General features: G+C 66.3%; 26 protein-coding genes. 14 read left to right on the top strand and 12 right to left on the bottom strand.

Annotated features, from left to right (window positions below):
* Nucleotides 1-17: 17 nt before the first annotated feature.
* The 4 genes from priB to ppsA all read right to left on the bottom strand — a co-directional run bounded on the left by priB (nucleotide 18) and on the right by ppsA (nucleotide 3,835).
* Complete coding sequence (gene priB / locus AB6807_RS01990) at nucleotides 18-332, bottom strand: primosomal replication protein N (protein ID WP_116907918.1); 315 nt, start codon at nucleotides 330-332, stop codon at nucleotides 18-20.
* 4 nt (nucleotides 333-336) lie between these two features.
* Nucleotides 337-711, bottom strand: coding sequence for a 30S ribosomal protein S6 (rpsF, locus tag AB6807_RS01985; RefSeq protein ID WP_093125029.1), 375 nt, complete (start codon nucleotides 709-711; stop codon nucleotides 337-339).
* A 116-nt stretch (nucleotides 712-827) separates the two neighbouring features.
* Nucleotides 828-1,307 carry a hypothetical protein gene (locus AB6807_RS01980; protein ID WP_371083306.1) on the bottom strand — a complete coding sequence of 160 codons (480 nt, stop codon included), beginning with the start codon at nucleotides 1,305-1,307 and terminating at the stop codon, nucleotides 828-830.
* A 134-nt stretch (nucleotides 1,308-1,441) separates the two neighbouring features.
* Nucleotides 1,442-3,835, bottom strand: a complete 2,394-nt coding sequence (ppsA, locus tag AB6807_RS01975; RefSeq protein WP_116907920.1) for a phosphoenolpyruvate synthase — start codon at nucleotides 3,833-3,835, stop codon at nucleotides 1,442-1,444.
* 193 nt (nucleotides 3,836-4,028) lie between these two features.
* Here ppsA and AB6807_RS01970 point away from each other — a divergent pair, with 193 nt between their 5' ends.
* A complete protein-coding gene (locus AB6807_RS01970) occupies nucleotides 4,029-4,850 on the top strand; it encodes a pyruvate, water dikinase regulatory protein (RefSeq protein WP_116907921.1) in 822 nt (273 codons plus the stop codon).
* Between the two features lie 39 nt (nucleotides 4,851-4,889).
* On the opposite strand, the gene AB6807_RS01965 is transcribed toward AB6807_RS01970, so the two are convergent.
* From AB6807_RS01965 to ahpC, 7 genes are all read right to left on the bottom strand, one after another.
* Entirely contained in the window at nucleotides 4,890-5,690 is an 801-nt protein-coding gene (locus AB6807_RS01965) for a heme ABC transporter ATP-binding protein (protein ID WP_371083305.1), read from the bottom strand.
* Nucleotides 5,687-6,721, bottom strand: a complete 1,035-nt coding sequence (locus AB6807_RS01960; protein ID WP_116907923.1) for an iron ABC transporter permease — start codon at nucleotides 6,719-6,721, stop codon at nucleotides 5,687-5,689. The genes AB6807_RS01965 and AB6807_RS01960 overlap by 4 nt, the downstream gene beginning before the upstream one ends.
* The gene (locus AB6807_RS01955) at nucleotides 6,718-7,623 is read right to left on the bottom strand and encodes a hemin ABC transporter substrate-binding protein (RefSeq protein WP_371083304.1); all 906 of its coding nucleotides are present in this window, start codon (nucleotides 7,621-7,623) and stop codon (nucleotides 6,718-6,720) included. Before AB6807_RS01955 ends, AB6807_RS01960 begins: the two co-directional genes overlap by 4 nt.
* A complete protein-coding gene (locus AB6807_RS01950; protein ID WP_371083303.1) occupies nucleotides 7,620-8,774 on the bottom strand; it encodes a hemin-degrading factor in 1,155 nt (384 codons plus the stop codon). The genes AB6807_RS01955 and AB6807_RS01950 overlap by 4 nt, the downstream gene beginning before the upstream one ends.
* 38 nt (nucleotides 8,775-8,812) lie before the next feature.
* Nucleotides 8,813-11,026 carry a TonB-dependent hemoglobin/transferrin/lactoferrin family receptor gene (locus AB6807_RS01945; protein ID WP_371083302.1) on the bottom strand — a complete coding sequence of 738 codons (2,214 nt, stop codon included), beginning with the start codon at nucleotides 11,024-11,026 and terminating at the stop codon, nucleotides 8,813-8,815.
* A 161-nt stretch (nucleotides 11,027-11,187) separates the two neighbouring features.
* Nucleotides 11,188-12,744 (bottom strand): alkyl hydroperoxide reductase subunit F, encoded by a 1,557-nt coding sequence (gene ahpF / locus AB6807_RS01940; RefSeq protein WP_371083301.1) that lies wholly within the window; start codon nucleotides 12,742-12,744, stop codon nucleotides 11,188-11,190.
* Between the two features lie 90 nt (nucleotides 12,745-12,834).
* Nucleotides 12,835-13,398 (bottom strand): alkyl hydroperoxide reductase subunit C, encoded by a 564-nt coding sequence (ahpC, locus tag AB6807_RS01935; protein ID WP_116907928.1) that lies wholly within the window; start codon nucleotides 13,396-13,398, stop codon nucleotides 12,835-12,837.
* A gap of 262 nt (nucleotides 13,399-13,660) precedes the next feature.
* Between ahpC and bfr the strand changes: the two genes are divergently transcribed.
* From bfr to hemP, 12 genes are all read left to right on the top strand, one after another.
* Nucleotides 13,661-14,137 (top strand): bacterioferritin, encoded by a 477-nt coding sequence (gene bfr, locus AB6807_RS01930; protein WP_116907929.1) that lies wholly within the window; start codon nucleotides 13,661-13,663, stop codon nucleotides 14,135-14,137.
* Nucleotides 14,138-14,265: 128 nt separating this feature from the next.
* Complete coding sequence (locus AB6807_RS01925; RefSeq protein ID WP_371083300.1) at nucleotides 14,266-14,910, top strand: PepSY-associated TM helix domain-containing protein; 645 nt, start codon at nucleotides 14,266-14,268, stop codon at nucleotides 14,908-14,910.
* A gap of 61 nt (nucleotides 14,911-14,971) precedes the next feature.
* The gene (locus AB6807_RS01920; RefSeq protein WP_371084134.1) at nucleotides 14,972-15,472 is read left to right on the top strand and encodes a DUF2271 domain-containing protein; all 501 of its coding nucleotides are present in this window, start codon (nucleotides 14,972-14,974) and stop codon (nucleotides 15,470-15,472) included.
* 55 nt (nucleotides 15,473-15,527) lie between these two features.
* Complete coding sequence (locus AB6807_RS01915; RefSeq protein WP_371083299.1) at nucleotides 15,528-16,337, top strand: DUF4198 domain-containing protein; 810 nt, start codon at nucleotides 15,528-15,530, stop codon at nucleotides 16,335-16,337.
* 14 nt (nucleotides 16,338-16,351) lie between these two features.
* Nucleotides 16,352-17,356 (top strand): FAD:protein FMN transferase, encoded by a 1,005-nt coding sequence (locus tag AB6807_RS01910; RefSeq protein ID WP_371083298.1) that lies wholly within the window; start codon nucleotides 16,352-16,354, stop codon nucleotides 17,354-17,356.
* Nucleotides 17,353-18,711: a sulfite reductase subunit alpha gene (locus tag AB6807_RS01905; RefSeq protein WP_371083297.1), complete on the top strand. Its 1,359-nt coding sequence runs from the start codon at nucleotides 17,353-17,355 to the stop codon at nucleotides 18,709-18,711. Before AB6807_RS01910 ends, AB6807_RS01905 begins: the two co-directional genes overlap by 4 nt.
* A 91-nt stretch (nucleotides 18,712-18,802) precedes the next feature.
* Complete coding sequence (locus AB6807_RS01900) at nucleotides 18,803-19,483, top strand: Fe2+-dependent dioxygenase (RefSeq protein WP_371083296.1); 681 nt, start codon at nucleotides 18,803-18,805, stop codon at nucleotides 19,481-19,483.
* 112 nt (nucleotides 19,484-19,595) lie between these two features.
* Complete coding sequence (locus AB6807_RS01895) at nucleotides 19,596-19,868, top strand: bacterioferritin-associated ferredoxin (RefSeq protein WP_116907936.1); 273 nt, start codon at nucleotides 19,596-19,598, stop codon at nucleotides 19,866-19,868.
* 101 nt (nucleotides 19,869-19,969) lie between these two features.
* Nucleotides 19,970-20,680, top strand: a complete 711-nt coding sequence (locus AB6807_RS01890; RefSeq protein WP_371083295.1) for an energy transducer TonB — start codon at nucleotides 19,970-19,972, stop codon at nucleotides 20,678-20,680.
* A gap of 22 nt (nucleotides 20,681-20,702) precedes the next feature.
* Nucleotides 20,703-21,416, top strand: coding sequence for a MotA/TolQ/ExbB proton channel family protein (locus tag AB6807_RS01885; RefSeq protein ID WP_116907938.1), 714 nt, complete (start codon nucleotides 20,703-20,705; stop codon nucleotides 21,414-21,416).
* Between the two features lie 5 nt (nucleotides 21,417-21,421).
* Complete coding sequence (locus tag AB6807_RS01880; RefSeq protein ID WP_116907939.1) at nucleotides 21,422-21,835, top strand: biopolymer transporter ExbD; 414 nt, start codon at nucleotides 21,422-21,424, stop codon at nucleotides 21,833-21,835.
* Between the two features lie 95 nt (nucleotides 21,836-21,930).
* Nucleotides 21,931-22,143, top strand: a complete 213-nt coding sequence (gene hemP / locus AB6807_RS01875; protein WP_062479029.1) for a hemin uptake protein HemP — start codon at nucleotides 21,931-21,933, stop codon at nucleotides 22,141-22,143.
* Nucleotides 22,144-22,327: 184 nt separating this feature from the next.
* Here hemP and AB6807_RS01870 read toward each other — a convergent pair whose 3' ends face one another.
* Nucleotides 22,328-22,735, bottom strand: a complete 408-nt coding sequence (locus AB6807_RS01870) for a heme-binding protein (protein ID WP_007830736.1) — start codon at nucleotides 22,733-22,735, stop codon at nucleotides 22,328-22,330.
* Nucleotides 22,736-22,907: 172 nt separating this feature from the next.
* Here AB6807_RS01870 and AB6807_RS01865 point away from each other — a divergent pair, with 172 nt between their 5' ends.
* A complete protein-coding gene (locus tag AB6807_RS01865) occupies nucleotides 22,908-23,609 on the top strand; it encodes a Bax inhibitor-1/YccA family protein (RefSeq protein ID WP_116907941.1) in 702 nt (233 codons plus the stop codon).
* Nucleotides 23,610-23,625: the final 16 nt, after the last annotated feature.

Genomic DNA, 23,625 nt, shown 5'->3' with positions numbered 1-23,625 from the left:
ATGGACCTCTCGAAAAATTAATCTTGCTGGAAGTCCTGCACATGCAGGACCGGATGCTTGCCGTTGCCCGGTGTCGCGAGAAATCCCTGAAAACGCCAGAGACTTCCCATCGACTGCCTTGCGAGCCGTTCGGCGATGGCGCCGAAGGCAACGGCCTTGAGGGCCGCTTTCACCTGCCTGGGCTTTCCCGCCTCCTGGAGCGTCGACTCGTGTTCGAGCTTCAGGTCGATGGCGGGCAAGCCGGCTGGCGTGTATCGCAGGGTTCCGAGTTCGGCAACCGAGGCGGTCAGCAAAAGCTGATTGACCCCTGTTGCCGCAGCGGCGGCACTCACACCATCAGTTGTTGTTGGCGGCGTATTCGGCCTGCTGAGCCTTGCGGGCTTCTTCGCGCTCGACCGTCTTCATCATCGACGAAGGACCGGTGTCGGCCTTCTTCTTCTGAACGGTCAGGTGGCGCAGCACGGCGTCGTTGAACTTGAACGCGTGTTCCAGTTCGCCCATCACGGCTTGTTCAGCTTCGATGTTGACGCACAGGTAGTGGGCCTTGTTGAGCTTGTTGATCTGGTAAGCCAGCTGACGGCGGCCCCAGTCTTCAACGCGGTGGATCTTGCCGCCGCCGGCCGTGATCAGGCCCTTGTAGCGCTCCAGCATGGCCGGAACTTGTTCGCTCTGATCCGGGTGGATCAGCAAAATGATTTCGTAGTGACGCATGGCACTCCTTGTGGATTCTTCCGAAGAAGAGAAAAAAGCCACCTGCAGCGTCTGGCGCAGTGTGGCAAGGCAAAGCCGGCGATTATAGCCCTGTAATTCGCAGGCCGGCAAGCGGCTCAGTCGTTCAGGGCCTTGTCGAGCGCCGCGGCCTTCTCGGGGCCGACCGCCGCACGGATCTTGGGCGCCAGCGCGACGAGATCTTCGTAGCTGGCGGTGCCCTCCACCTGCAGGTTGAGCCTGAAACCCATCAGTCCGAGGCTGCCGGTGAGTTGCGTGGCGATGGGATAGGCGTCCTTGTAGCGCTGCTGCTTGCTGCGCCCGGAGCTAATGCTTGCCGCGGCACCCGTCGAAGGCGGGACCAGCTCGGAGCCCGCAGATACAGGCACCGCCGAAGGCGTGCCGCCCACAGGCGCCAGCACGCCGAGCTCGACCATCTGATCGATGTCTTCGCGGGCGATACCCATGCCCGCAGCCAGCACGTCGTCTACCGAGCGCTTGCCGTCGAAAAGAATGAATGCCGAGCGCTGGCGCGGCGACAGCGGGACCGATCGGTCCTTCAGGGCCCGTTGGCCCGCCTCCGTCTTGACAAGAATCATGGTGGTCTTCCCCCTCCGGGATACGCCCGTGAATCTCATCAGTCTGGCATCAATTACGCATTTTGTTTCAATAAAACGCGCAAGACGCGGGAATCCCCCGATGGGGATTTCCGCAATCCGCAATGCGCCGAGGGTCAGCGATTGGCCAGCTGCTGCCAGGTGTCGATCACGCTGTCGGGGTTCAGCGAGATCGACTCGATGCCCTGCTCCGCCAGCCACAGCGCGAAGTCCGGGTGGTCGCTGGGGCCCTGGCCGCAGATGCCGACGTACTTGCCTTGCGCCTTGCAGGCCTTGATGGCGCGGCTCAGCATGGCCTTCACGGCCGGGTCGCGCTCGTCGAAGTCGGCCGCCAGCAGCTCGAGGCCCGAGTCGCGGTCCAGGCCCAGCGTCAGCTGGGTCAGGTCGTTCGAGCCGATCGAGAAGCCGTCGAAGAACTGCAGGAACTCATCGGCCAGGATGGCGTTGCTCGGCACCTCGCACATCATGATCAGCTTGAGCTCGTTCTCGCCGCGCTTCAGGCCGTGTTCGCCCAGCAGGCCGGTCACGCGCTCGGCCTGGCCCAGCGTGCGCACGAAGGGCACCATGATCTGCACGTTGACCAGGCCCATGTCGTTGCGCACGCGCTTGAGCGCCTCGCATTCCATGGCAAAGGCTTCGCCGAAGTCGGCGCTCAGGTAGCGCGCGGCGCCGCGGAAGCCCAGCATCGGGTTCTCTTCTTCCGGCTCGTAGCGGCTGCCGCCGATGAGCTTGCGGTATTCGTTCGACTTGAAGTCCGACAGCCGCACGATGACAGGCTTGGGCCAGAACGCGGCCGCGATGGTCGCGATGCCTTCGGCCACCTTGTCGACGTAGAAAGCACGCGGCGAGGCGTGGCCGCGGGCCACCGACTCGACGGCCTTCTTCAGGTCGTTGTCGACGTTCGGGTAGTCGAGGATGGCCTTCGGATGCACGCCGATGTTGTTGTTGATGATGAACTCCAGCCGGGCCAGGCCCACGCCGTGGTTCGGCAGCTGCGCGAAGTCGAAGGCAAGCTGCGGGTTGCCCACGTTCATCATGATCTTCAGGTCGATCTCGGGCATCACGCCGCGCTGCACTTCAGTCACTTCGGTCTCGAGCAGGCCGTCGTAGATGAAGCCGGTGTCGCCCTCGGCGCAGCTCACGGTGACCAGCGTGCCGTCCTTCAGCAGGTCGGTGGCGTCGCCGCAGCCGACCACGGCCGGAATGCCCAGTTCGCGCGCGATGATGGCCGCGTGGCAGGTGCGCCCGCCGCGGTTGGTGACGATGGCGGCGGCGCGCTTCATCACCGGTTCCCAGTTGGGGTCGGTCATGTCGGTGACGAGCACGTCGCCGGCCTGCACCTGGTCCATTTCGCTGATGTTGTGCACCAGGCGCACGGCGCCGGTGCCGATCTTCTGGCCGATGGCGCGGCCTTCAGCCAGCACGGCGCCCTTGCCCAGCAGCTTGTAGCGCTGCTCGGCCTTGCCCTGCTGCTGGCTCTTCACCGTCTCGGGGCGCGCCTGCAAGATATAGAGGTGGCCGTCGGTGCCGTCCTTGCCCCACTCGATGTCCATCGGGCGGCCGTAGTGCTCCTCGATGACCAGCGCGTACTTGGCCAGTTGCTCGACATCGGCGTCGCTCAGCGAATAGCGGTTGCGCTGCTCGGCCTTGACGTCGGTGGTCTTCACCAGCTTGCCGCTCGCCTTCTTTTCCTCGGGCGTGGCGAACTCCATCTGGATCAGCTTGGAGCCCAGGTTGCGGCGGATCACGGCGCGCTTGCCGGCGCGCAGCGTCGGCTTGTGCACATAGAACTCGTCGGGGTTCACCGCGCCCTGCACCACCGTTTCGCCCAGGCCGTAGCTGGAGGTGATGAACACCACGTCTTCGAAGCCCGACTCGGTGTCGATGGTGAACATGACGCCGGCGGCGCCCAGGTCGGAGCGCACCATGCGCTGCACGCCGGCCGACAGCGCGACCACGTCGTGCTCGAAGCCCTTGTGCACGCGGTAGCTGATGGCGCGGTCGTTGTACAGGGAGGCGAACACCTCCTTCATCTTGTGCAGCACGTCCTCGATGCCGACCACGTTCAGGAAGGTTTCCTGCTGTCCCGCGAACGAGGCGTCGGGCAGGTCTTCGGCCGTTGCCGACGAGCGCACCGCGAACGAGGCGGCCGGGTTGCCGGCGCTCAGGGTGGCAAAGGCTTCGCCGATGGCTTTCTGCAGGTCGGCCGGAAAGGGCTGGGCCTCGACCATGGCGCGGATCTCGGCGCCGGCGGTGGCCAGCGCGCGCACGTCTTCGGTGTCCAGCGCGGCCAGGCGCTTGCTGATCTTGTCGGCCAGGCCGTCGTGGGCCAGGAACTGGCGGAATGCGTGCGCCGTGGTCGCGAAACCGGTCGGCACCCGCACGCCTTGCGGCAGCTGCGAGATCATCTCGCCGAGGCTGGCGTTCTTGCCGCCAACCGCCTCGACGTCGGTCATTCTCAGGTTTTCAAACGGTACGACCAGGGCGGTCGCGTCGAAAAGTGCAGACATGGGGAAGCTCCAGAAGTTGAAACCGGTGCCGCATGCAGACGGCGCGGCACGATCGTTGTCGTTGCTTTGGGTGCGGGCGCGGTGTGCATGGAAAGAAATGGGGGTGTCGGGAAAGCGGATTCCCGATAATGGCCCGGATTGTAGGCGTGGCAAGGTCGCGCGCGCCGCAGGACAAGGCCGCAAGAGCAACACCATGCATACACGCACTGTTTTCTTCATTTCCGACGGCACCGGCATCACGGCCGAGACCTTCGGCAATGCCGTTCTCGCCCAGTTCGAGATGAAACCCCGCCACGTGCGCCTGCCCTTCACCGACACGGTCGACAAGGCCCACCAGGCGGTGCGGCACATCAACCACACGGCCGAGCTCGAGGGCGTGCGGCCCATCGTCTTCACCACCCTGGCCAACATGGATGTGCTGGAAGTGATAGAGACCGGCTGCAAGGGCATGCTGCTGGACATGTTCGGCACCTTCGTGCGGCCGCTGGAAATCGAGCTGGCCATGAAGTCGAACCACCGCATCGGCCGCTTCAGCGACGTGAGCAAGAGCAAGGAATACAACGACCGCATCGCCGCCATCGACTTCAGCCTGCAGCACGACGACGGCCAGAGCAACCGCGACCTCGAGGGCGCCGACGTCATCCTGGTGGGCGTGAGCCGCAGCGGCAAGACGCCGACCTCGCTCTACCTCGCCATGCAGCACGGCCTGAAGGCGGCCAACTACCCGCTGATTCCGGAAGACTTCGATCGCCGCCAGCTGCCGCCGGCCCTCACGCCGCACCGCAAGAAGATCTTCGGGCTGACCATCCAGCCCGAGCGGCTGAGCGAGATCCGCAACGAGCGCCGTCCGAACTCCCGCTACGCCAGCCTCGAGAACTGCCGCCACGAGGTGAGCGAGGCCGAGGCGATGATGCGGCGCGCCGGCATCCGCTGGCTGTCGACCACCACCAAGTCAATCGAGGAAATCGCCACGACGATCCTGCAGGAGCTGCGGCCCGAGCGGCTGAACTACTGAAGCCGCTATCTTTTAGATAGCAGCCGTAAGGTCACGGGGTCACCCGAAGAGATATTGCACGGTGCCGTCCGCGCTGGTCACCGGCTGGCACGGCGTGCGCCAGACCGCCTCGATCAGCGCCGGCTCGAGCACCTCGGCCGCCGGCCCCTGCACCAGCCCGGCATTGCCACCCAGCACCACCACCTCGTCGGCATAGCGCCGTGCCAGGTTCAGGTCGTGCAGCACCGCCACCACGCCCACCCCGCGCGCGGCCCAGGCGCGCAGCAGGCGCATCGCCGAGTGCTGGTGCGCCAGGTCGAGCGCCGCGGTGGGTTCGTCCAGCAGCAGCCAGCGGCTGGCCCCATCGGGCCGCGGGTGCCACAGCTGGGCCAGCGCGCGCGCCATGTGGGCCCGCGCCTTTTCGCCGCCCGACAGCGTATTGAGGATGCGCGGCGCCAGCGCCGACACGTCGGTCAGCGACATGGCCTCCTCCACGATCGCGTCCTCGTCGCGCCCGGGCGCGCGCCGGTGCGGGTAGCGGCCCAGCGCCACGATCTCCTGTGCCGTGAAGTCAAAGGCGACCGCGCTCTCCTGCGGCATCAGCGCACGGCGCAGCGCCAGCGCAGGCATGCCGTGCGCATCGAGCGGGCGACCATCGAGCATCACCCTGCCCTGCGTCGGCACCCGCTGGCCGGCCAGCACCGACAGCAGCGTCGACTTGCCCGCGCCGTTCGGCCCGAGGATGGCCGTCACCCGTCCGGCGGCCAGCTGCACGGAAGCGTCGGCCAGCAGCGTCTTGTCCCCGATGCGGACCTCCACATCGGCGCAGGCGAGCGCCATCGGATCGATCGGCTTGCTCATATGCGCCCCTTGAACCGCCGCAGCATCCACAGGAACACCGGCACGCCGATGAACGCGGTGAGCACGCCCAGCGGCAGCTCGGCCGGCGCCATCGCCGTGCGTGCGACTGTGTCGGCCACCAGCACCAGCACCGCGCCCAGCAGGGCCGAGGCCGGCAGCACCACGCGGTGGTCGGGCCCGGCCACCATGCGCACCCAGTGCGGCGCGATGAGCCCGATGAAGCCGATGATTCCGGTCGTCGCCGTCACCGCTCCCACGGCCACGGCCGTGACGACGATGGCACGCCGCTTGACGCGCTCGACGTCCACGCCCAGCAATGCCGCCTGTGCCTCGCCCAGCGCGATGGCGTTCAGCGGCGCGGCCAGCGAGCGCGCTGCAATGCAGGCCAGCAGCACCGCCGCGGCCACCAGCAGCACGGCGCTCCAGCGCGCGCCGCCCAGGCTTCCCAGCAGCCAGAACTGCAGGCTGCGCAGTTGCTCGTCGGTCGCCATCACGCTGAGAAAGCCGAGCCCCGCCCCCGCCAGCGCGTTGACCGCAATGCCCGCCAGCAGCATCAGTGCCATGCGCGTGCCGCCCTCGCTGCGCGACAGGCCGTAGATCAGCAAGGTCACCGAGAGCCCGCCGCCGAAAGCCATGAGCACCAGCGTCCAGCTGCCCAGCGTGCGCGGCAGCGACGGCCAGAGCGACGCGCCCAGGATGATCGTCACGCCCGCCGCCAGCGCGGCGCCGCTGCTGATGCCCACCAGCCCCGGATCGGCCAGCGGGTTGCGAAAGAGCCCCTGCATCAGCGTGCCCGCCATGCCCAGCCCCGCGCCCGCCGCCACGCCCAGCAACAGCCGCGGCAGGCGGATGTTGAGGAACACCAGGTGCTCGGGCGACTTGTCGGCACCGTGCCCCAGCGTCGCCAGCACATTCCAGAGCTGCGGCAGGCTGATGGCGTAGGCACCCGACACCGCGCCCAGCACCAGCGCCGCGGCGAGCAGCAGCGCGCTGCCGCCCAGCACGGCCCGTGCGGAAAACCGCTGGCTCATGCCACGGCTGCCACAAATTTCTCGTGCAGGTCGGCAATCGACGCCGGCGTGCGCGGGCCGAAGCCCAGCAGCAGCAAGGCGTCCTGCGTGATCAGGCTGCGCTTTTTGAAGGCCGGCGTGAGCGCCAGTTCGGGCCGCTGCCAGAACTTGTCGACGCCGCCGTGCGCTTCGATGCTCTGCGTGCTCGTGAGGATGACGTCGGGCGCGGCGCTGGCCATGGCCTCGGCCGTCATCGGGCGGTAGCCCTGGAAGCCGCCGAGCGCGTTCACGCCGCCGGCAAAGCCGATCACCGAATGCGCGGCGGTCTTCTCGCCCGACACCTGCGGACTGGCACTGTGCGACAGCACGAACAGCACGCGCGGCTTGCGGCCCTTGAAGGCGGCCACCCGCTGCTGCACCTGGCCCCACTCGGCATCGAGCCGGGCCTGCAGCACGCGCGCCTGTGCCTCGCGGGCGGCGGCGCGGCCCACGGCCTGCACCTTGCGCTGCACCTCGGCCCAGCTGTGGTCGGCCTCGATGATCTCGACCTTCACGCCCGCGCTGCGCACCTGGTCGAGCACCACCGACGGGCCCGACTCGTTGGTGGCGATGATGGCGTCGGGCTTCAACGACAGCAGGCCCTCGGCCGACAACTGGCGCATGTAGCCCACCTTGGGCGTGGCGCGCGCGGCGGCCGGGTACAGGCTGGTGGTGTCGGTGCCCACGAGCTGCCCTTCGGCGCCCAGCAGGTACACAACCTCGGTGATGGCACCGCTCACGGTCACCAGCTTCGGCAGCTTCGGCTCCTGCGCGAACAGCGGCAGCGCGGCGGCACCGAGCGACGACACGCCCAGAAGGCCCAGCAGGCGCAGCACGTCGCGGCGCTGCGCGAGGCGGGTGTGGATGTCCATCGCGGCGCTCATGGGTTCTGCGCGGCGGGTTGCAGGCGCGGCAGCACGCGCACGATGCGCCGCCACTCCTCGCGCTCGGGCTGGCCCGGCTTGCGCGCGCCGAAGAACATCGCCATCAGCTCGCCGGCCTGGTCGAAGGCCTCCACCGAGGTGACGATGCCGTCGCTGGTCGGCTTCTCGACGATCCACACGCTGGCGATGCGGTCTTCGCGCATGTGCAGGTTGAAGCCGGGGTCGAGCACGTTGAGCCAGCGCATGGGCGCGGCGCCTTCGCCATTGCCGTTGCCGTGGCCCTTCATTTCCATCGACTCGATGCGCACCACCGGGCCGGAGTGGATCTGGATGCAGCCCGGGCTGCCGACGAACACCATGATGGGCGTGCCGTCGAACGCGGCTTCGTTCAGCAGGCCGCCGATGGCACCGAGCTCGGCGCGCTGCGTGAACTCGCCTTCGGTCAGCCGAAAGCTCTGCTGGCGCTCCACGCCGAACTTGTTGAGCAGGCCAAAGAACTCGTGCGTGTCCTTCATGCCGCGCCAGGCCTCGGCCAGGGCCGCGCGGTCGATGGCGCTGTCGTCGCGCGGCGCGGCCTTGTCTTCCGCGGGCACGAACACCACGGGCGCATTGGGTGCAACGGGCGCGGTGTAGGTGTCGATCACCGACTGGAACGCATCGCGGTCGGTCGCGTCGCGCACGAAGATCTTGTGCACCGCCACGCCCTGCGGGTTGAAGAACTGCAGGCTCAGCGACGGCGCAACGCCGGGGTTGGCCGCCGCCTCGCTCACCGCGAAGCCCGCATGCCACCGGCTGAAGAACAGCCGCAGGTCGATGGCCTCGCCCAGCGCGAGCCCCATGGCTTCGCTGCCCGACACCTTTTCATAGACGCCTGTCTTCTCGTGCACCGTGGTCTCGTTGCGCGTGAGCGCGAGCACGGGACCACACAGCTCCAGCGCCTGCAGCAGGTCGACCCAGGGGCCGCGCAGCCGCGTGGCGCGCAGCGCGTTGTCGTGCGCGCCGGTGTGGGCGGCCACGGCCGCGCCTTCGGACAGGCCCATGGCCGCGGCGGCGTCCTTGTGGCGCATGCCCTTGGCGCGCAAGGCGGCAAAGCGCGCTCGCTGGTCCTGGTGGCCCTGTTGGTCTTGATCTCGGTCGGCTTCGGCGTTCATCGGGTTTCCTTTGTCGTGTGCAATGCGATCGATGGCAATCAGAAGTCGGCCACCAGCGATACGTTGAAGCTGCGGCCCGGCTGCGTGTAGGCGTCGCGCGTGGTCGAGGTCGAGGCCAGGCCGCGCACGTCGCTCCACATCCAGTAGCGCTTGTTGGTGAGGTTGGTGACCGACGCGTTCAGCCGCAGGTCCTTGCGGATGCGCCACTGTGCGCTGATGTCGAAGGTGGTGGCCGCGGGCGTGCGGAACTGCGTGCCGGTCGTGACCTCGCTGGCGTCGATGTCCGACCACTTCTTGCGCGCGTGGTTCACCGCGTCCAGCCGCACGCTCCACACCGGCGCCTGGTACTTGATGCCGACGGCCGCCTTGCTCGGGTCGATGGAGTTGAGCGGGCGGTTGTTGGTGCGGTCGCGCCCGCGCGTCTGGCCGTAGGCAAAAGGCACGGAGAAGCCGTTGCCGTTGTCGGTGAAGTCCAGCTCGCCCTTGACCTCGAAGCCGCTGATGCGCGCACTCCCGATGTTCACCGACTGGAAGGTCGCCGGGTTGGTACGCGAGCCGAACACGCCGCCGACCTGGCGATCGTTCTCGATCAGGTCCTTGTAGTCGCCGGTGAACGCGGCCACGTCGTAGCTCAGCACGCCGACGCGCCCGCGCGTGCCGATCTCGATGTTCTGGCTCTTCTCGGGCTTCAGGTTCGGGTTGGGAATGGTCTTGTAGCCCGAGATCACGTTCTCGAAGAAGTTGTTGACCTGGAACGCGTTGGGCGCCTTGAAGCCCGAGGCGTAGTTGCCGTAGAGGCTCCATTGCGGCGTGACGCGGAACAGCACGCCGAGCTTGGGCGACACGGCCGAGCCCGAGAGCGACACCGCCTGCGCGCCGAAGCCTGCCTGCTTCGCGTCGAGCGAGAAGCGGTCGAAGCGAATGCCGGGCGTGATGCTCCAGCGCTCGTGGATGAACTCGTCCTGCAGGTAGAAGGCGTACGAGGTCTCGCGCGTGTCGGGGAAGCGCTTGAGCGGATAGCTCTCGCCGGCCGGCGGCACCAGGCCGGTCTGCAGGTTCTCGACGTTGGTGCGGGTGTAGTCGAGGCCGTAGGTGATCTTCTGCGCCCAGCTCCCCATGTGCACCGTCTTGTCGGCCTGCAGGCCGAGCTGCCAGGTGCTCTCGTCGTAGGTCACGTCGCGCGTGCGGTCGGCGGCGGTGTAGCGGTCTTCGTAGATGAACTCGCGCGACTTCGCCTTCTGGTAGCTCGCCACGGCCAGCAGGCTGTCGGCCACCACCGAGTTCACCCGAATGCGACCGTCGTAGGTGAAGCGGTCGCGCTGCAGGTCGGTCTTGGCGTTCAGGCCGATGACCGAGGTCGATGCGTACGGCGGCTTCGACACACCCGACAGCAGGTCGTAGCGGGCGGTCTTGTCGACGTGCTCGAAGGTGAAGCCGTGGCGCTGGTCGGCATTGGGCGTGAGGATGACCTTGGCCAGCAGCGCCTTGTTGCGGTCGCGCTCCGGGTTGGGCGTGGTGCGGTCGACGTTGGCCGCGTTGTTGGTGCCCATGTTTTCCAGCGCGCTGGAGCGGCCGATGTTGGCCGAGATGAGCCACTGCAGCGTGTCGTTGGCCTTGCCCGCGAGCGTGACGCCGCCGTGCGTGCCGTTGTCGTCACCGCTGTAGCCGATGTTGGCGCTGCCGCCGAAGGTCTTGCCGTCTTTCAGGTAAGACGCCGGGTCGCGCGTGATGAAGTTCACCAGCCCCGCGAGGCCGTCGGAGCCGTAGAGCGCGGAGGCCGGGCCCTTGATGATCTCGATGCGCTCGAGCAGGCCGATGTCGAAGTAGTCGCGCCCGAACGCGTTGGCGCTGAATACATAGCTGCGCGGCGTGCGGATGCCGTCGGTCAGCATCAGCACGCGGTTGCCGTCGAGGCCGCGGATGTTGAAGCCGGCGTTGCCGTCGCGGCCCGTGCTGCCCTGCGCCAGGCCGAAGCGCGCCGGCGCGCGCTTGACCGACACGTTGGGCAGGTCGCGCACCGCGTCGCGGATGTCGGTGATCTGCTTGGACTCGATGTCGTCGCGGCCGATGACCTCGGTGCTCACCGGCAGGTCGTCGCGCGCCTGCTCCGAGCGCGAGCCGCTCACCACCACTTCATTGAGCGCCGCCACGCGCTGGGCCCATGCGGGCGCCGCGAGACCGAGCCCGGAGGCGATCAGGCAAGGCAGGAGAGCGAGGCGGTGGGAGGAGCGAAGTTGGGTTTTTGCGGCCACGGAAAAAAGGTCCAGAAACAGTTGAAGAACTGCTTGCTGGACCTTCTTGCGCAAGAAACTGCGCCGTGCGACCTGGCTGGCAATGAGAGGCGTCCTAGCAACGTAGGACAACGCCTTTCATTGTATGAGAATAATTCTCATCTAAACAACTAAATGCTTACTTATGCTGGGGCCGATGTGCGAATCAAATGGTCGAACGCACCCAGCGCCGCCTTCGCGCCGTCGCCTGCCGCGATGATGATCTGCTTGAACGGCACGGTGGTCGCATCGCCCGCCGCGAACACGCCGGGCACCGAGGTCTGGCCGCGCGCGTCCACGATGATTTCGCCGTGCTTCGACAACTCGACCACGCCCTTGAGCCAGTCGGTGTTGGGCACGAGGCCGATCTGGATGAACACGCCTTCGAGCTCGACCTTCTTCGACTCTCCCGTCGCGCGGTCCTTGTAGACCAGGCCGTTGACCTTCTGGTCACCGGTGATCTCGGTGGTCTGCGCGTTGGTGAACACGTCGACGTTCTTCAGGCTCCTGAGCTTGCGTTGCAGCACGGCGTCGGCACGCAGCTGGGTGTCGAACTCGATCAGCGTCACATGGCCCACGATGCCGGCCAGGTCGATGGCAGCCTCCACGCCCGAGTTGCCGCCACCCACCACCGCCACGCGCTTGCCCTTGAACAGCGGACCGTCGCAATGCGGGCAGTAAGCCACGCCCTTGTTCTTGAACTCGTGCTCGCCGGGCACGTTGATGTTGCGCCAGCGCGCGCCGGTCGAAATGATGACGGTCTTGCTCTTGAGCGACGCGCCGCTTTCGAGCTGCACCTCCACTAGGTCCTTGCCCGGAACCAGCGCCTTGGCGCGCTGCAGGTTCATGATGTCGACGTCGTAGTCACGCACATGTTCTTCGAGCGCATGCGCGAACTTCGGGCCTTCGGTTTCCTTGATGGAGATGAAGTTCTCGATGCCCATGGTGTCCAGCACCTGGCCGCCGAAGCGCTCGGAAGCCACGCCGGTGCGGATGCCCTTGCGCGCCGCGTACACCGCGGCTGCCGCGCCTGCGGGGCCGCCGCCGACGATGAGCACGTCGAACGCTTCCTTGCCGGCGATCTTCTCGGCTTCGCGCTCGACGCCGCTGGTGTCGATCTTCGCGAGGATTTCTTCCAGGCTCATGCGGCCCTGGCCGAACTCGGTGCCATTCAGGAACACGGTCGGCACGGCCATGATCTGGCGTTCCTTCACTTCGTCCTGGAAGGTGCCGCCTTCGATCATCGTGGTGCGGATGCGCGGGTTCTGGATCGCCATCAGGTTCAGCGCCTGAACGACGTCGGGGCAGTTGTGGCAGGTGAGCGAAACGTAGATTTCGAACTCGAAGTCGCCGTCGAGCGCCTTGATCTGGTCGAGCACCGCCTGCTCGACCTTCGGGGGGTAGCCGCCGATCTGCAGCAACGCAAGGATCAGCGACGTGAATTCATGGCCCATCGGCAGGCCGGCAAAACGCGGGCCGTGGTTTTCGCTCGGGCGGTTGACCGAGAACGAGGGCTTGCGGTGGCTGTCGTCGCGGCTTTCGGTCAGCTTGACCAGCGGGGACGATTCGGCCACGTCCTTCAGCAGCGACAACATCTCGCCCGAGGCCTGGCTGTCGTCGAGCGAGGCGACGATCTCGATCGGCTGCGTGGCGCGTTCGAGGTAACTCTTCAATTGGGCTTTGGTGTTTGCGTCGAGCATGAGGAACTCTCTTTCGATAACTGAAAACTATCAACTGGGGCCGAAAAAGCCCGGGGGCCTCGTGAGCGCCCGGGCTTTCGCGCGGTGCGCTTAGATCTTGCCGACGAGGTCGAACGACGGAGCGATGGTCTTGTCGCCGTCATTCCACTTGGCCGGGCAGACTTCGTTCGGGTGGGCGGCGGTGTACACGGCTGCCTTGAGCTTGCGCAGCGTTTCCTTCACGTCGCGGGCGATTTCGTTGGAGTGCACTTCGGCGGTCTTGATGATGCCTTCGGGGTTGATCACGAAGGTGCCGCGCAGTGCCAGGCCTTCTTCAGGAATGTGCACGCCGAAAGCGTTGGTCAGCGTGTGGGTCGGGTCGCCCACCAGCGGGAACTTGGCCTTGCCGACGGCCGGCGAGGTGTCGTGCCAGACCTTGTGCGAGAAGTGCGTGTCGGTGGTCACGATGTAGACCTCGGCACCCAGCTTCTGGAACTCGGGATAGTTGTCGGCCGCGTCTTCGACTTCGGTCGGGCAGTTGAAGGTGAAGGCCGCCGGCATGAAGATCAGCACGGACCATTTGCCCTTGAGCGTCTCGTCGGACACATCGATGAACTTGCCGTTGAGGTAGGCCTGGGTCTTGAAGGGCTGGACTTGGGTGTTGATCAGGGACATGGTGATTCCTTGGATGCTTCGGGTGGACAGAATTAAGTGCGAGCCATGAGTATAACTACCAATTAAACATTTTTAATAGCCAACACCTATTAAAAGTATTGGGAGTTGCTATGTTCCCGATGGCTCTAAAACGCGTCGGGCAACGTTTCAATACGAACGTGTATCACCATCAAACGCATGCAGACCGGCGCAGCATGGGATTGCTTGCAACTGCGTGTGCGCTCCTCTGACAATCCCCTCTTTCAGAACAAGGAAAACGATCATGAAGGGCGACCCCAAGGTCATCGAACATCTGCAGGCGCAGCTCAAGAACGAGCTGACCGCAATCAACCAGTACTTCCTCCACTACCGGATGCTCAAGCACTGGGGCCTGGACAAGCTGGCGAAGAAGGAATACGAAGAATCGATCGGCGAAATGAAGCACGCCGACAAGCTGATGGACCGAATCTTCATGCTCGACGGCCTGCCGAACCTGCAGGACCTGGGCAAGCTGAACATCGGCGAAGACGTGCCCGAACTGCTGCGCTGCGACCTCGGCGCCGAAACCGGCGCGCAAGCCACCATCAAGGACGGCATCCAGCATTGCGAACTGGTGCGCGACTACGTTTCGCGCGACCTGCTGCAAGAAATTCTGGACGACACCGAAGAGCACATCGACTTCCTGGAAACGCAAATCGACCTGATCGACCGCGTCGGCCTGCAGAACTACCTGCAATCGCAGATGGGCGAACTCGAATAAGTACTGCGCAGCGCTTTTGCGCCGGCCAATGCAACGGGACTTCGGTCCCGTTTTTTATTGCTTTACGTAACTTAACTCTTCACGAATAACAGTCATTCTCATTCGCCCGGATAAAATCCGCGCCTTCGATGACTGCCACCCGCCCCGACAACCGCCGCCGTGCCTACTGGCTCAAGACCCTGCACGAATGGCATTGGGTCAGTTCGGCGATCTGCCTGATCGGCATGATCCTGTTCAGCGCGACGGGCTTCACGCTCAACCACGCGGGGCAGATCGAGGCCAAGCCCGCCGTCACGAAGCTGAGCGGCACGGTCGACGAGCCGCTTCGCGCGGCGCTCGAAAAGGGGCTGCCCGCCGCCAGGGCGCAGAAGGGCAAGGCCCCCCTGCCCTCCGAATTGCAGGCCTGGGTGCAGGCGCACTGGGACATCGGCACCGCCGGGCGCGACGCCGAATGGTCCGACGACGAAATCTATCTCTCGCTCCCACGCCCCGGCGGCGATGCGTGGCTGCGGCTGAACCTGGCCGACGGCGAGATCGAATACGAGCGCACCGACCGCGGTTGGCTCTCCTACCTCAACGACCTCCACAAGGGCCGCAACACCGGCGCCGCGTGGAGCTGGTTCATCGACATCTTCGCGGGCGCCGCGCTGGTCTTCTCGATCACCGGCCTGTTCATTCTCAAGATGCATGCGGGCAACCGTCCGTTCACCTGGCCGATGGTGGGCATGGGCCTGGTCATTCCGGTGCTGCTCGCGCTGCTGTTCATTCATTGATTCACCGATCCAGGAAAAGAGGTTTCCCGTGCACGTTCGCTATTCCCTCGCGCCGCTCGCCATGTCGGCGCTGTTCGCCGCCCCGGCTTTCGCGGCCGGCCTGGCCGTCAACATCGAGATTCCGCGGCTGAACGCGTCGGAGTACCACCGCCCTTATGTGGCGACCTGGATAGAGCGCGCCGACAACACCGTCGCCGGCACGCTGGCCGTCTGGTACGACGTGCGCACCAAGACCAACAACCCCGAGGGCGAAGGCACCAAGTGGCTGAAGGACCTGCGCCAGTGGTGGCGCCGCGGCGGTCGCGAACTCGCGGTGCCGGTCGACGGCGTCACGGGCGCCACCAAGCCGGCCGGCAAGCACCAGCTGAGCTTCACCGAAGGCACGGCGCCGCTGCCCAAGCTCGCACCCGGCGCCTACAAGCTGGTGGTGGAGGCGGCACGCGAAGTCGGTGGCCGCGAAGTGGTGAGCATCCCGTTCCAGTGGCCGCCTATGGCAGCGTCGCAGCCGACCGCCAGCGGCAAGGAAGAGCTGGGCGAAATCAAGCTCGAACTCAAGCCCTGAGCCGCGCCAAGCCGGAACCAACGTCCGCCTCCCAACAAGCACCCAAGGACCTCCCATGACCCGACTCCCCCTGCGCACCACCGCCCTCGCCTTCGCCCTGTCGGCCATCGCTTCGCTGGCCCAGGCGCACAACGCCTGGCTGCTGCCCTCGTCCACCGTGTTCTCCAAGGCAGACACGGTGAGCGTCGATGCCGCCGTGTCGAACGACCTGTTCGTTGCCAACCATGCGCCGCTGCGCCTCGACGGCCTGCAGATCACCGCGCCCGATGGCAGCACCGTCAAGCCCGAGAGCGAAGCCAAGCTCAAGCTGCGCAGCGTGTTCGACGTGAGCGTCGCGCAAACCGGCACCTACCGCATCGCCGTGGTCAATGCCGGCGCGTTCGCCAGCTGGAAGGACAAGGCCACCGGCCAGCCCAGGCGCGCGCGCGGCTCGGTCGACACCATTGCCAAGGAAGTGCCCGCCGACGCGACGGACGTGAACATCACGCAGTCGTCGGGCCGCATCGAGACCTTCGTGACGGTGGGCAAGCCGTCAGCGCTCAAGCCGGTCGGCCAGGGCCTCGAGCTCATCGCCACCGGCAGCCCGACCGACCTCGTGAAGGGCGAGAAGGCCACCTTCACGCTGCACCTGGACGGCCAGCCCGCCAAGGACCTCGAAGTGACCGTGACGGCCGGCAACACCCAGTACCGCGACAAGCTCGAAGAACTCAAGCTCAAGACCGACGACAAGGGCCAGTTCAGCGTGACCTGGCCGGCCGCCGGCATGTACTGGCTCGACGCCAGCACCAAGGACGGCAAGACCACCGTGCCGCAGGCCAAGGAGCGCCGCCTGAGCTACGCGGCAACCCTTGAAGTGATGCCCTGACGCAGCCAGCCACCTTGCGCCTTTCGTTCAGCACCTGGCGCGCTGGCGGCTACGCCAACGCGGCCGTCCCGCGCCCCGCCGACCCCGCCACGCTGCAGCAACTGGGCGGGCAGACGATGGGCACCACGTGGTCGCTGCGCTTCGACAACCCGCGCATGCTGCCGCTGGCGGAAGTGCGCGGCAGCGTCGAGTCGGCCCTGGCGCGCGTGGTCGCGCAGATGAGCCACTGGGAGCCCGACTCGGACATCGGCCGCTTCAACCGCGCTCCGGCCAACTCGCGTCACGTGCTGCCCGCGGAGTTCGCCACCGTGATGCGCTGCGCGGACCATTGGGCGCAAGCCAGCGATGGCGCCATCGACCCGACGGTCGGCCCGCTGGTCGCCTGCTGGGGTTTCGGCCCTGACGCAAGGGGCGACGGACTGCCCGACGCGCAAGCGCTGGCAGCCGCGCTCACACGCACCGGACGGTCCAGCCTCGAATTCGACACCGTCGAAGGCTCGCTGCTGCAGCCGGGCGGCTTCTCGCTCGATCTTTCAGGCATCGCCAAGGGGTTTGCCGTCGACCACGGCGTGGACGCGTTGCGCGCGCTCGGCCTGAGCGACCTGCTCTTCGAAATCGGCGGAGAGTTGCGCGGCGTCGGGCGCCGCCCCGGCGGCCAGCCCTGGCAGGTGCAGGTCGACAGCGGTCCGGCCTCGGCGCGGCGCGTCGCCCTTGCCGACATGGCGATCGCCACCTCGGGCGACCGTTGGCACCGGCGCTCGCACGCGGGACGCGACTGGTCGCACACCATCGACCCGCGCACCGGCGAGCCCACCACGCACGTGCTGACCAGCGTGACGGTGATGCACGCGGAATGCATGCAGGCCGACGCCCTGGCGACCGTATTGACGGTGCTGGGCCCGGAAGAAGGATTCGACTTCGCGCAACGCCACGAGATTGCCGCGCTGTTCGTGAGCCATGGCGACACGGCGGCTGCGGAGCGCATCACGCGCGCCTGGCCGACGCCGGCAGGCGCATGAACGAGGCGGCGTGGCGCGCCCTGGGCGCGAGTTCCACCGTGGTGGCCTACGCGGCGCTGTGTGCGTCGGTCTATCTGCGTGAGCACAGGCGGCGAGCCGCCAGCGCGCGCGATGCCGCCGCGCTGTCCGCGGGAGGCAATGAGCCACCCGTGCTCGTGCTGTTCGCCAGCCAGACCGGCCAGGCCGAAGCCATCGCGTGGCAGACCGCGCGGCAGTTGAGCGCGGCCGGAACGCCCGCGCGCGTCATGGAGCTGAATGCGCTCGATGCCGAGACGCTGGCCTCGGCGAAACGCGCGCTCTTCATTGCCAGCACCTACGGCGAAGGCGATGCGCCCGACGGCGCCAGCGTGTTCGAGGAACAGGTGATGAACGCCCCGCCGGCGTTGCCCTCGCTCCGCTATGCAGTGCTGGCATTGGGCGACCGCCAGTACGCCCACTTCTGCGGCTTCGGTCGCGCGCTGGACGAGTGGCTGCTGGCGGCCGGGGCGTCGCGCGAGTTCGATCGCATCGAAGTCGACAACAGCGACCCCGCCGCATTGGCGCAGTGGCAATCCCGCTGGGGCAACGTGCCCCTCGACGACCAGGACGCCGCGGCGCTGTTCGCGCAGTGGCGCCTCGTCGCACGCGAGCTGCTCAACCCGGGCAGCGCGGGCGCCCCCGCCTTCCACCTCGGGCTGGTGCCGCAGAGCGGCGCGCTGCCGGACTGGGCGTCCGGCGACCTGGTGCAGGTCAGCGTGGCCAGCGACCCGGCACGTCCGCGCGACTACTCGATCGCATCGGTGCACGCCGACGGCGAACTGCAGCTGCTGGTCCGCCAGGAGCAGCATCCCGACGGCACGCTGGGCGCGGCGTCGGGCCTGCTCACGTCCACGCTCGCCATCGGCGACACCGTGGGCCTGCGCATGCGTCCGCACCGCGGCTTTCGCCTGGAGGGGAACGAGGCGCGGCCGCTGATCCTCATCGGCAACGGCACCGGGCTGGCCGGCCTTCGCTCGCACCTGCGCGCCCGCGCGGCGGCGGGCAGGCACGACAACTGGCTGGTGTTCGGCGAACGCCAGGCGGCCCATGACTTCCTGTACCGCAACGAAATCGAGGCCTGGCAGGCCGGCGGCGTGCTGCGGAAGCTCGACATGGTCTTCTCGCGCGACCAGGAAGAGCGCCTGTATGTGCAGCACCGGCTGCTGCAGTCGGCCGACGCGCTGTTGCAGTGGCTGCGGAGCGGCGCGGCCGTCTATGTCTGCGGGAGCTTGCAGGGCATGGCGAGCGGCGTGGACGCTGCCTTGCGGCAGGTGGCGGGCGAGGCGCTCATGCGCGAACTGGCGGCGAGCGGGCGTTATCGCCGCGACGTCTATTGACCCCCGTGACCTGCCGCTGCCCGCCGACCGCGGTGCGACACTCGCACCCCGGCCCGCGCCGGGGCTTTTTTCTTTGTGGAGTTCCTGACAAATGATGCTGCACGTGCCCGATGTGCTGAGCCCCGCCCAGGTGCGCGAGATGCGCGCGGCGCTGGACGCGACGAACTGGACCGACGGCCGCGAGACCGTGGGCGACCAGGGTGCGCAGGTCAAGCGCAATCGCCAGCTGCCCGAGCAATCGGCGGTGGGCCGCGAACTCGGCGCCGCAGTGCTGGCGGCGCTGGCCCGCAACGCGCTGTTCTTCTCAGCGGCTCTGCCGTTGCGCTTCGTGCCGCCGTTGTTCAACCGTTACGAGGGCGGCGAGCACTATGGGGTGCATGTCGACGGCGCCGTACGCGCCCTGCCCGGCAGCGCCCAGCAGCTGCGCACCGACCTGTCGTGCACGCTCTTCTTGTGCGAACCAGAGGATTACGAGGGCGGCGAGCTGGAGGTGATCGACACCTACGGCTCGCACGAAGTGAAGCTGCCGGCGGGCGATCTCATTCTTTATCCGGCGAGCAGCCTGCACCGTGTGCACCCGGTGACGCGCGGTGCGCGGGTGTGTTCGTTTTTCTGGCTGCAGAGCATGGTGCGCAACGACCAGCAGCGCGCGATGCTGTTCGAGCTGGACCAGAACATCCAGAAGCTGCGCGCCCGCCTGGGCGAATGCGAGGAAACCGTGGCGCTGACAGGGCACTATCACAATCTGTTGCGCCTCTGGTCGGAGGTGTGACCCGAAGAATCCACCATTGCAAACTGGTCACTTCATAGTTATTGCAAATGCGATGGATTCTTATTTATAATCGGTCACTTCCAACAGCCAGCCAACTGCCGCTTTCACCGCCATGATCGTTTGCGTCTGCCGCCGAGTCTCCGACCGCGAAATCGCACGCCACGTGCGCGCGGGCATGACTTTCGACGAAGTCCAGTTCGAGCTTGGCGTGGCCACCCAGTGTGGACAATGTGAAGGCTGTGCGCGCGATATCGTCGCGCAGTGCAGCGCTTCTCACCCGGTGGCCGCATTGAATTGCGAATCGGGCGCCAGAGCGATCCAGCTTGCCAACTCCATCAAGGAAAGCAAGGCATGGAACTCGTCTCGGCACTCGGCGGCAGCCTGATCCTGGTCGCAGGGTCGGTCTGGTGGATTTTTCGCAAGTGACGCACGCGGTACACAACGCGTCCTCGTAGCGGTTTTGCTGCAATCGGGGTACCTTGCAAGGTGCCCGCATTCGAATGGTTGATCGTGTCTGACCGCTTTGCCCCTCCCCCCTCCTTCCTCGGCCTTTCCCGCAATGTGGTCATCGCGGGCAGCGTCATCCTGTTCCATGGCGCCGCGCTCTGGGCGCTGCAGAGCGGATTGCTTCGCCGCGCCGCCGAAGTGGTGATTCCAGTCGAAATACTGAGCCAGTTCGTCGAGCCGCCCAAGCCCAAGGAAGACCCGCCTCCGCCGCCCCCGCCACCACCCCAGCCCAAGGTGAGCAAGGCGCCGCCGCCCCCGCGGCCCCAGGCCATTCGCGAGCCAAAGCCCACGCCCGCGCCTCAGGCGCCCGTCGGCGTGACCGAGCCGCCGCCGCCTCCCGCGCCACCGGCACCGCCCGCCCCGCCGGCGCCCCCCGCGCCGCCGCTCTCACCGCCGGCACCGCCCGCCGTGCAGCTGCCATCGAGCAGTGCCGACTACCTTCAAAACCCGAAGGCCACCTACCCTGCCATGAGCCGCCGGCTGGGCGAACAGGGCAAGGTGATCGTGCGGGTGCTCGTCGGTGTCGACGGGATGCCCAAGAGCGCGGAAGTCAAGAAATCCAGCGGCTTCGATCGCCTCGACGAAGCCGCGGTGGAATACATCATGAAATGCCGGTTCGTCCCCGGCAAGGTCAACGGCGTGGTGCAGGCCATGTCGTATGACGCCCCCGTCAACTACGTCCTGAACTAATTTTTCTCTGGAGCAACTTCGTATGGATTCCCAATTTGGCTTGATGAACGTCTGGAACCAGGGCGATTTCGTCACCAAGGCCGTGGCGGTGCTGTTGATCGGCATGTCGCTCGCGTCGTGGATCGTGATCATCGTCAAGGCACTCGACGTCATCCGCTACAAGCGCCTGGCCAAGCACTCGCAAGACTTCTGGCACAGCGAAGACTTCGCCACCGCGCTGAACAAGCTCGGCACCGACGACACCAACCCCTTCCGCGCGCTCGCCCTCGAAGGCCGCGAAGCCGCCGCGCACCACCGCAACACCAAGGCGCACCTGCACGACGCGCTGGACGTGAGCGACTGGATCACGCGTTCGCTGCGCAACGGCATCGACGCCTTCACGGCACGCCTGCAGACCGGCCTCGCCATCCTGGCATCGGTTGGCTCCACCGCCCCCTTCATCGGCCTGTTCGGCACGGTCTGGGGCATCTACCACGCGCTGATGAGCATCGGCTCGGCCGGCCAGGCGACCATCGACAAGGTGGCCGGCCCGATCGGCGAAGCGCTGATCATGACGGCACTGGGCCTGGCCGTGGCCATTCCGGCGGTGCTGGGCTACAACGCGCTGGTTCGCGGCAACAAGTTCGTGCTGACCAAGCTCAATGCCTTCGCGCACGACCTGCACGCCTACTTCGTGACCGGTGCCCGCGTGCAGAGCGGCAGCGAAGCGATCGTGGTTCCGCTCAAGAAGGGCTGAGCATCATGGCTTTCGGTACACAAGACGAACCCGATGAGGTGATGAACGAGATCAACATGACGCCGCTGGTCGACGTCATGCTGGTGCTCCTGATCATCTTCATCATCACCGTGCCGGTGATGAAGCACGCGGTCAACATCGACCTGCCCCGCGCCTCCAGCGAGCCCGAGCAGCCCAAGCCGCAGAACATTTTGTTCAGCGTGACGGCCGACGGCGCCTATTACTGGAACGAAGAAAAGATCGACGACAGCGTGCTGCCTGCCCGCCTGGCCGCCGAAGCCGCCAAGGAACCGCAGCCCGAGTTGCACATCCGCGGCGACAAAGCCGTGCGCTACGAGCGCGTGGCCAAGGCCATGTCGGAAGCCCGAGAGGCCGGCGTGCGCAAGATCGGCTTCATCACCGAGCCCGATACGAAGTGACCTGAAAAACGCAATGAAAAAAAGTTGATCGCCGCGATTGACTTTTTATTGCGAATCATTATCATTCAGTCATCGCTTCGATAAGGGAACTCCAGATGCCAGCCACTCCGAATGCCTTTTCTGTTCTGAACCATCCTTCGCTCGACCAATCGGGTGGCGGCCATGCGTCCATCCAGGCAGCGCGTCCGGCGCCCATGGTCGAAAGCACGGAGCTTCTCAAGGGAAGCAAGACCGTGGGCATCATGCACAACGGTTCCCTCTATCGGCTCCAGGCCACCAAACTCGGCAAGCTGATCCTGACCAAGTAAGGTCATCAGCGCGCCCCTCGCGCAAGTTTCATCGTGGGGCGACTCGAGGAGATTCATCTCCGAAGGGTCGTTTTTTGCTAGCCAACGGTTCGCCGACTAGCCAAGCTTTTTTTCACGCTGAAGCATCCGAAAAAGAAAACGCCGACCTCGAAGTCGGCGTTTTGCTTTGTGCGGAACGAAAAGATCAGAGGCCGAGCGCGGCGATGCCGGCCTTGGCGATCTGCGCGTCTTCGTTCGACTTCACACCGCTCACGCCCACCGCGCCGATCACATGGCCGTCCTTCACGATCGGCACGCCGCCTTCGAGCAGGCCCTGCACTTCAGGTGCCGTCAGGAACGCGGTGCGGCCGCCGTTGATGATGTCTTCGTAGACCTTGCTTTCGCGACGGCCCATGGCGGCCGTGTGGGCCTTGGCGGGGGCGATGTGCGAGGACAGCGCGGCGGCGCCATCCAGGCGTTGCAGCCAGAGCAGGTTGCCGGCGTCGTCCGAAATGGCGATGGTCACCGCCCAGTTGTTCTTGAGGGCCTCGGCTTCGGCGGCGGCGGCAACGGCCTTGACATCGGCGAGTTCGAGGAAGGATTTGGTCTTCATGGTGTGCTCAGGTTGCGTAAAACCCGACAGCATAACGGCCACGCCGCCAGCAGTGCCTTCGGGCCGGTGCCAAGCTCCGGAACGTCGGGCGTACGGTCTTTTTCGAACCTGCCCTTGCAGGCCCCTAGAATGCGCCCCAACTGCGTCAGCAGCAACCACAGGAGCTCCGGCCATGACCGACCGCGTTACCACCCTAGACACCTCCACCAGCTACGGCCAGCCGCTGGCCCAGGCCGAACGCCAACGCGTGCTGCGCAACACCTACTGGCTGCTGGCGTTGAGCCTGCTGCCCACCGTGCTGGGTGCCTGGGTCGGGGTCAGCACCGGCATCACGCGCTCGCTGACCGGCGGCCTCGGCCTGATCGTGTTCATGGGCGGCGCATTCGGCTTCATGTTCGCCATCGAGAAGACCAAGAACTCCGCCGCTGGCGTGCCGGTGCTGCTGGGGTTCACCTTCTTCATGGGCCTGATGCTCTCGCGGCTGATCGCGATGGTGCTGGGCTTCAAGAACGGCTCCGAACTCATCATGACGGCCTTCGGCGGCACCGCCGGCGTGTTCTTCGTGATGGCCTCGCTGGCCACCGTCATCAAGCGCGACCTGTCGGGCATGGGCAAGTTTCTGTTCGTCGGCGCGATGGTGCTGATGTTCGGCGCCATCATCAACGTGTTCGTGGGTTCGAGCACCGGCATGCTGGTCATCTCGGTGGCGGCCATCGGCATCTTCTCGGCCTACATGCTCTATGACCTGAAGCAGATCATGGACGGCGGCGAAACCAACTACATCACCGCCACGCTCGCGCTGTACCTCGACCTGTTCAACGTGTTCCAGAGCCTGCTGGCGCTGCTGGGCATCTTCGGCGGCGAGCGCGACTGACGAGCGAACCGCGCTC

This window comes from Variovorax sp. RCC_210, from assembly GCF_041355175.1.
Taxonomy (GTDB): Bacteria; Pseudomonadota; Gammaproteobacteria; order Burkholderiales; family Burkholderiaceae_C; genus Variovorax.
This window is presented reverse-complemented; position numbering and strand designations above follow the sequence as displayed.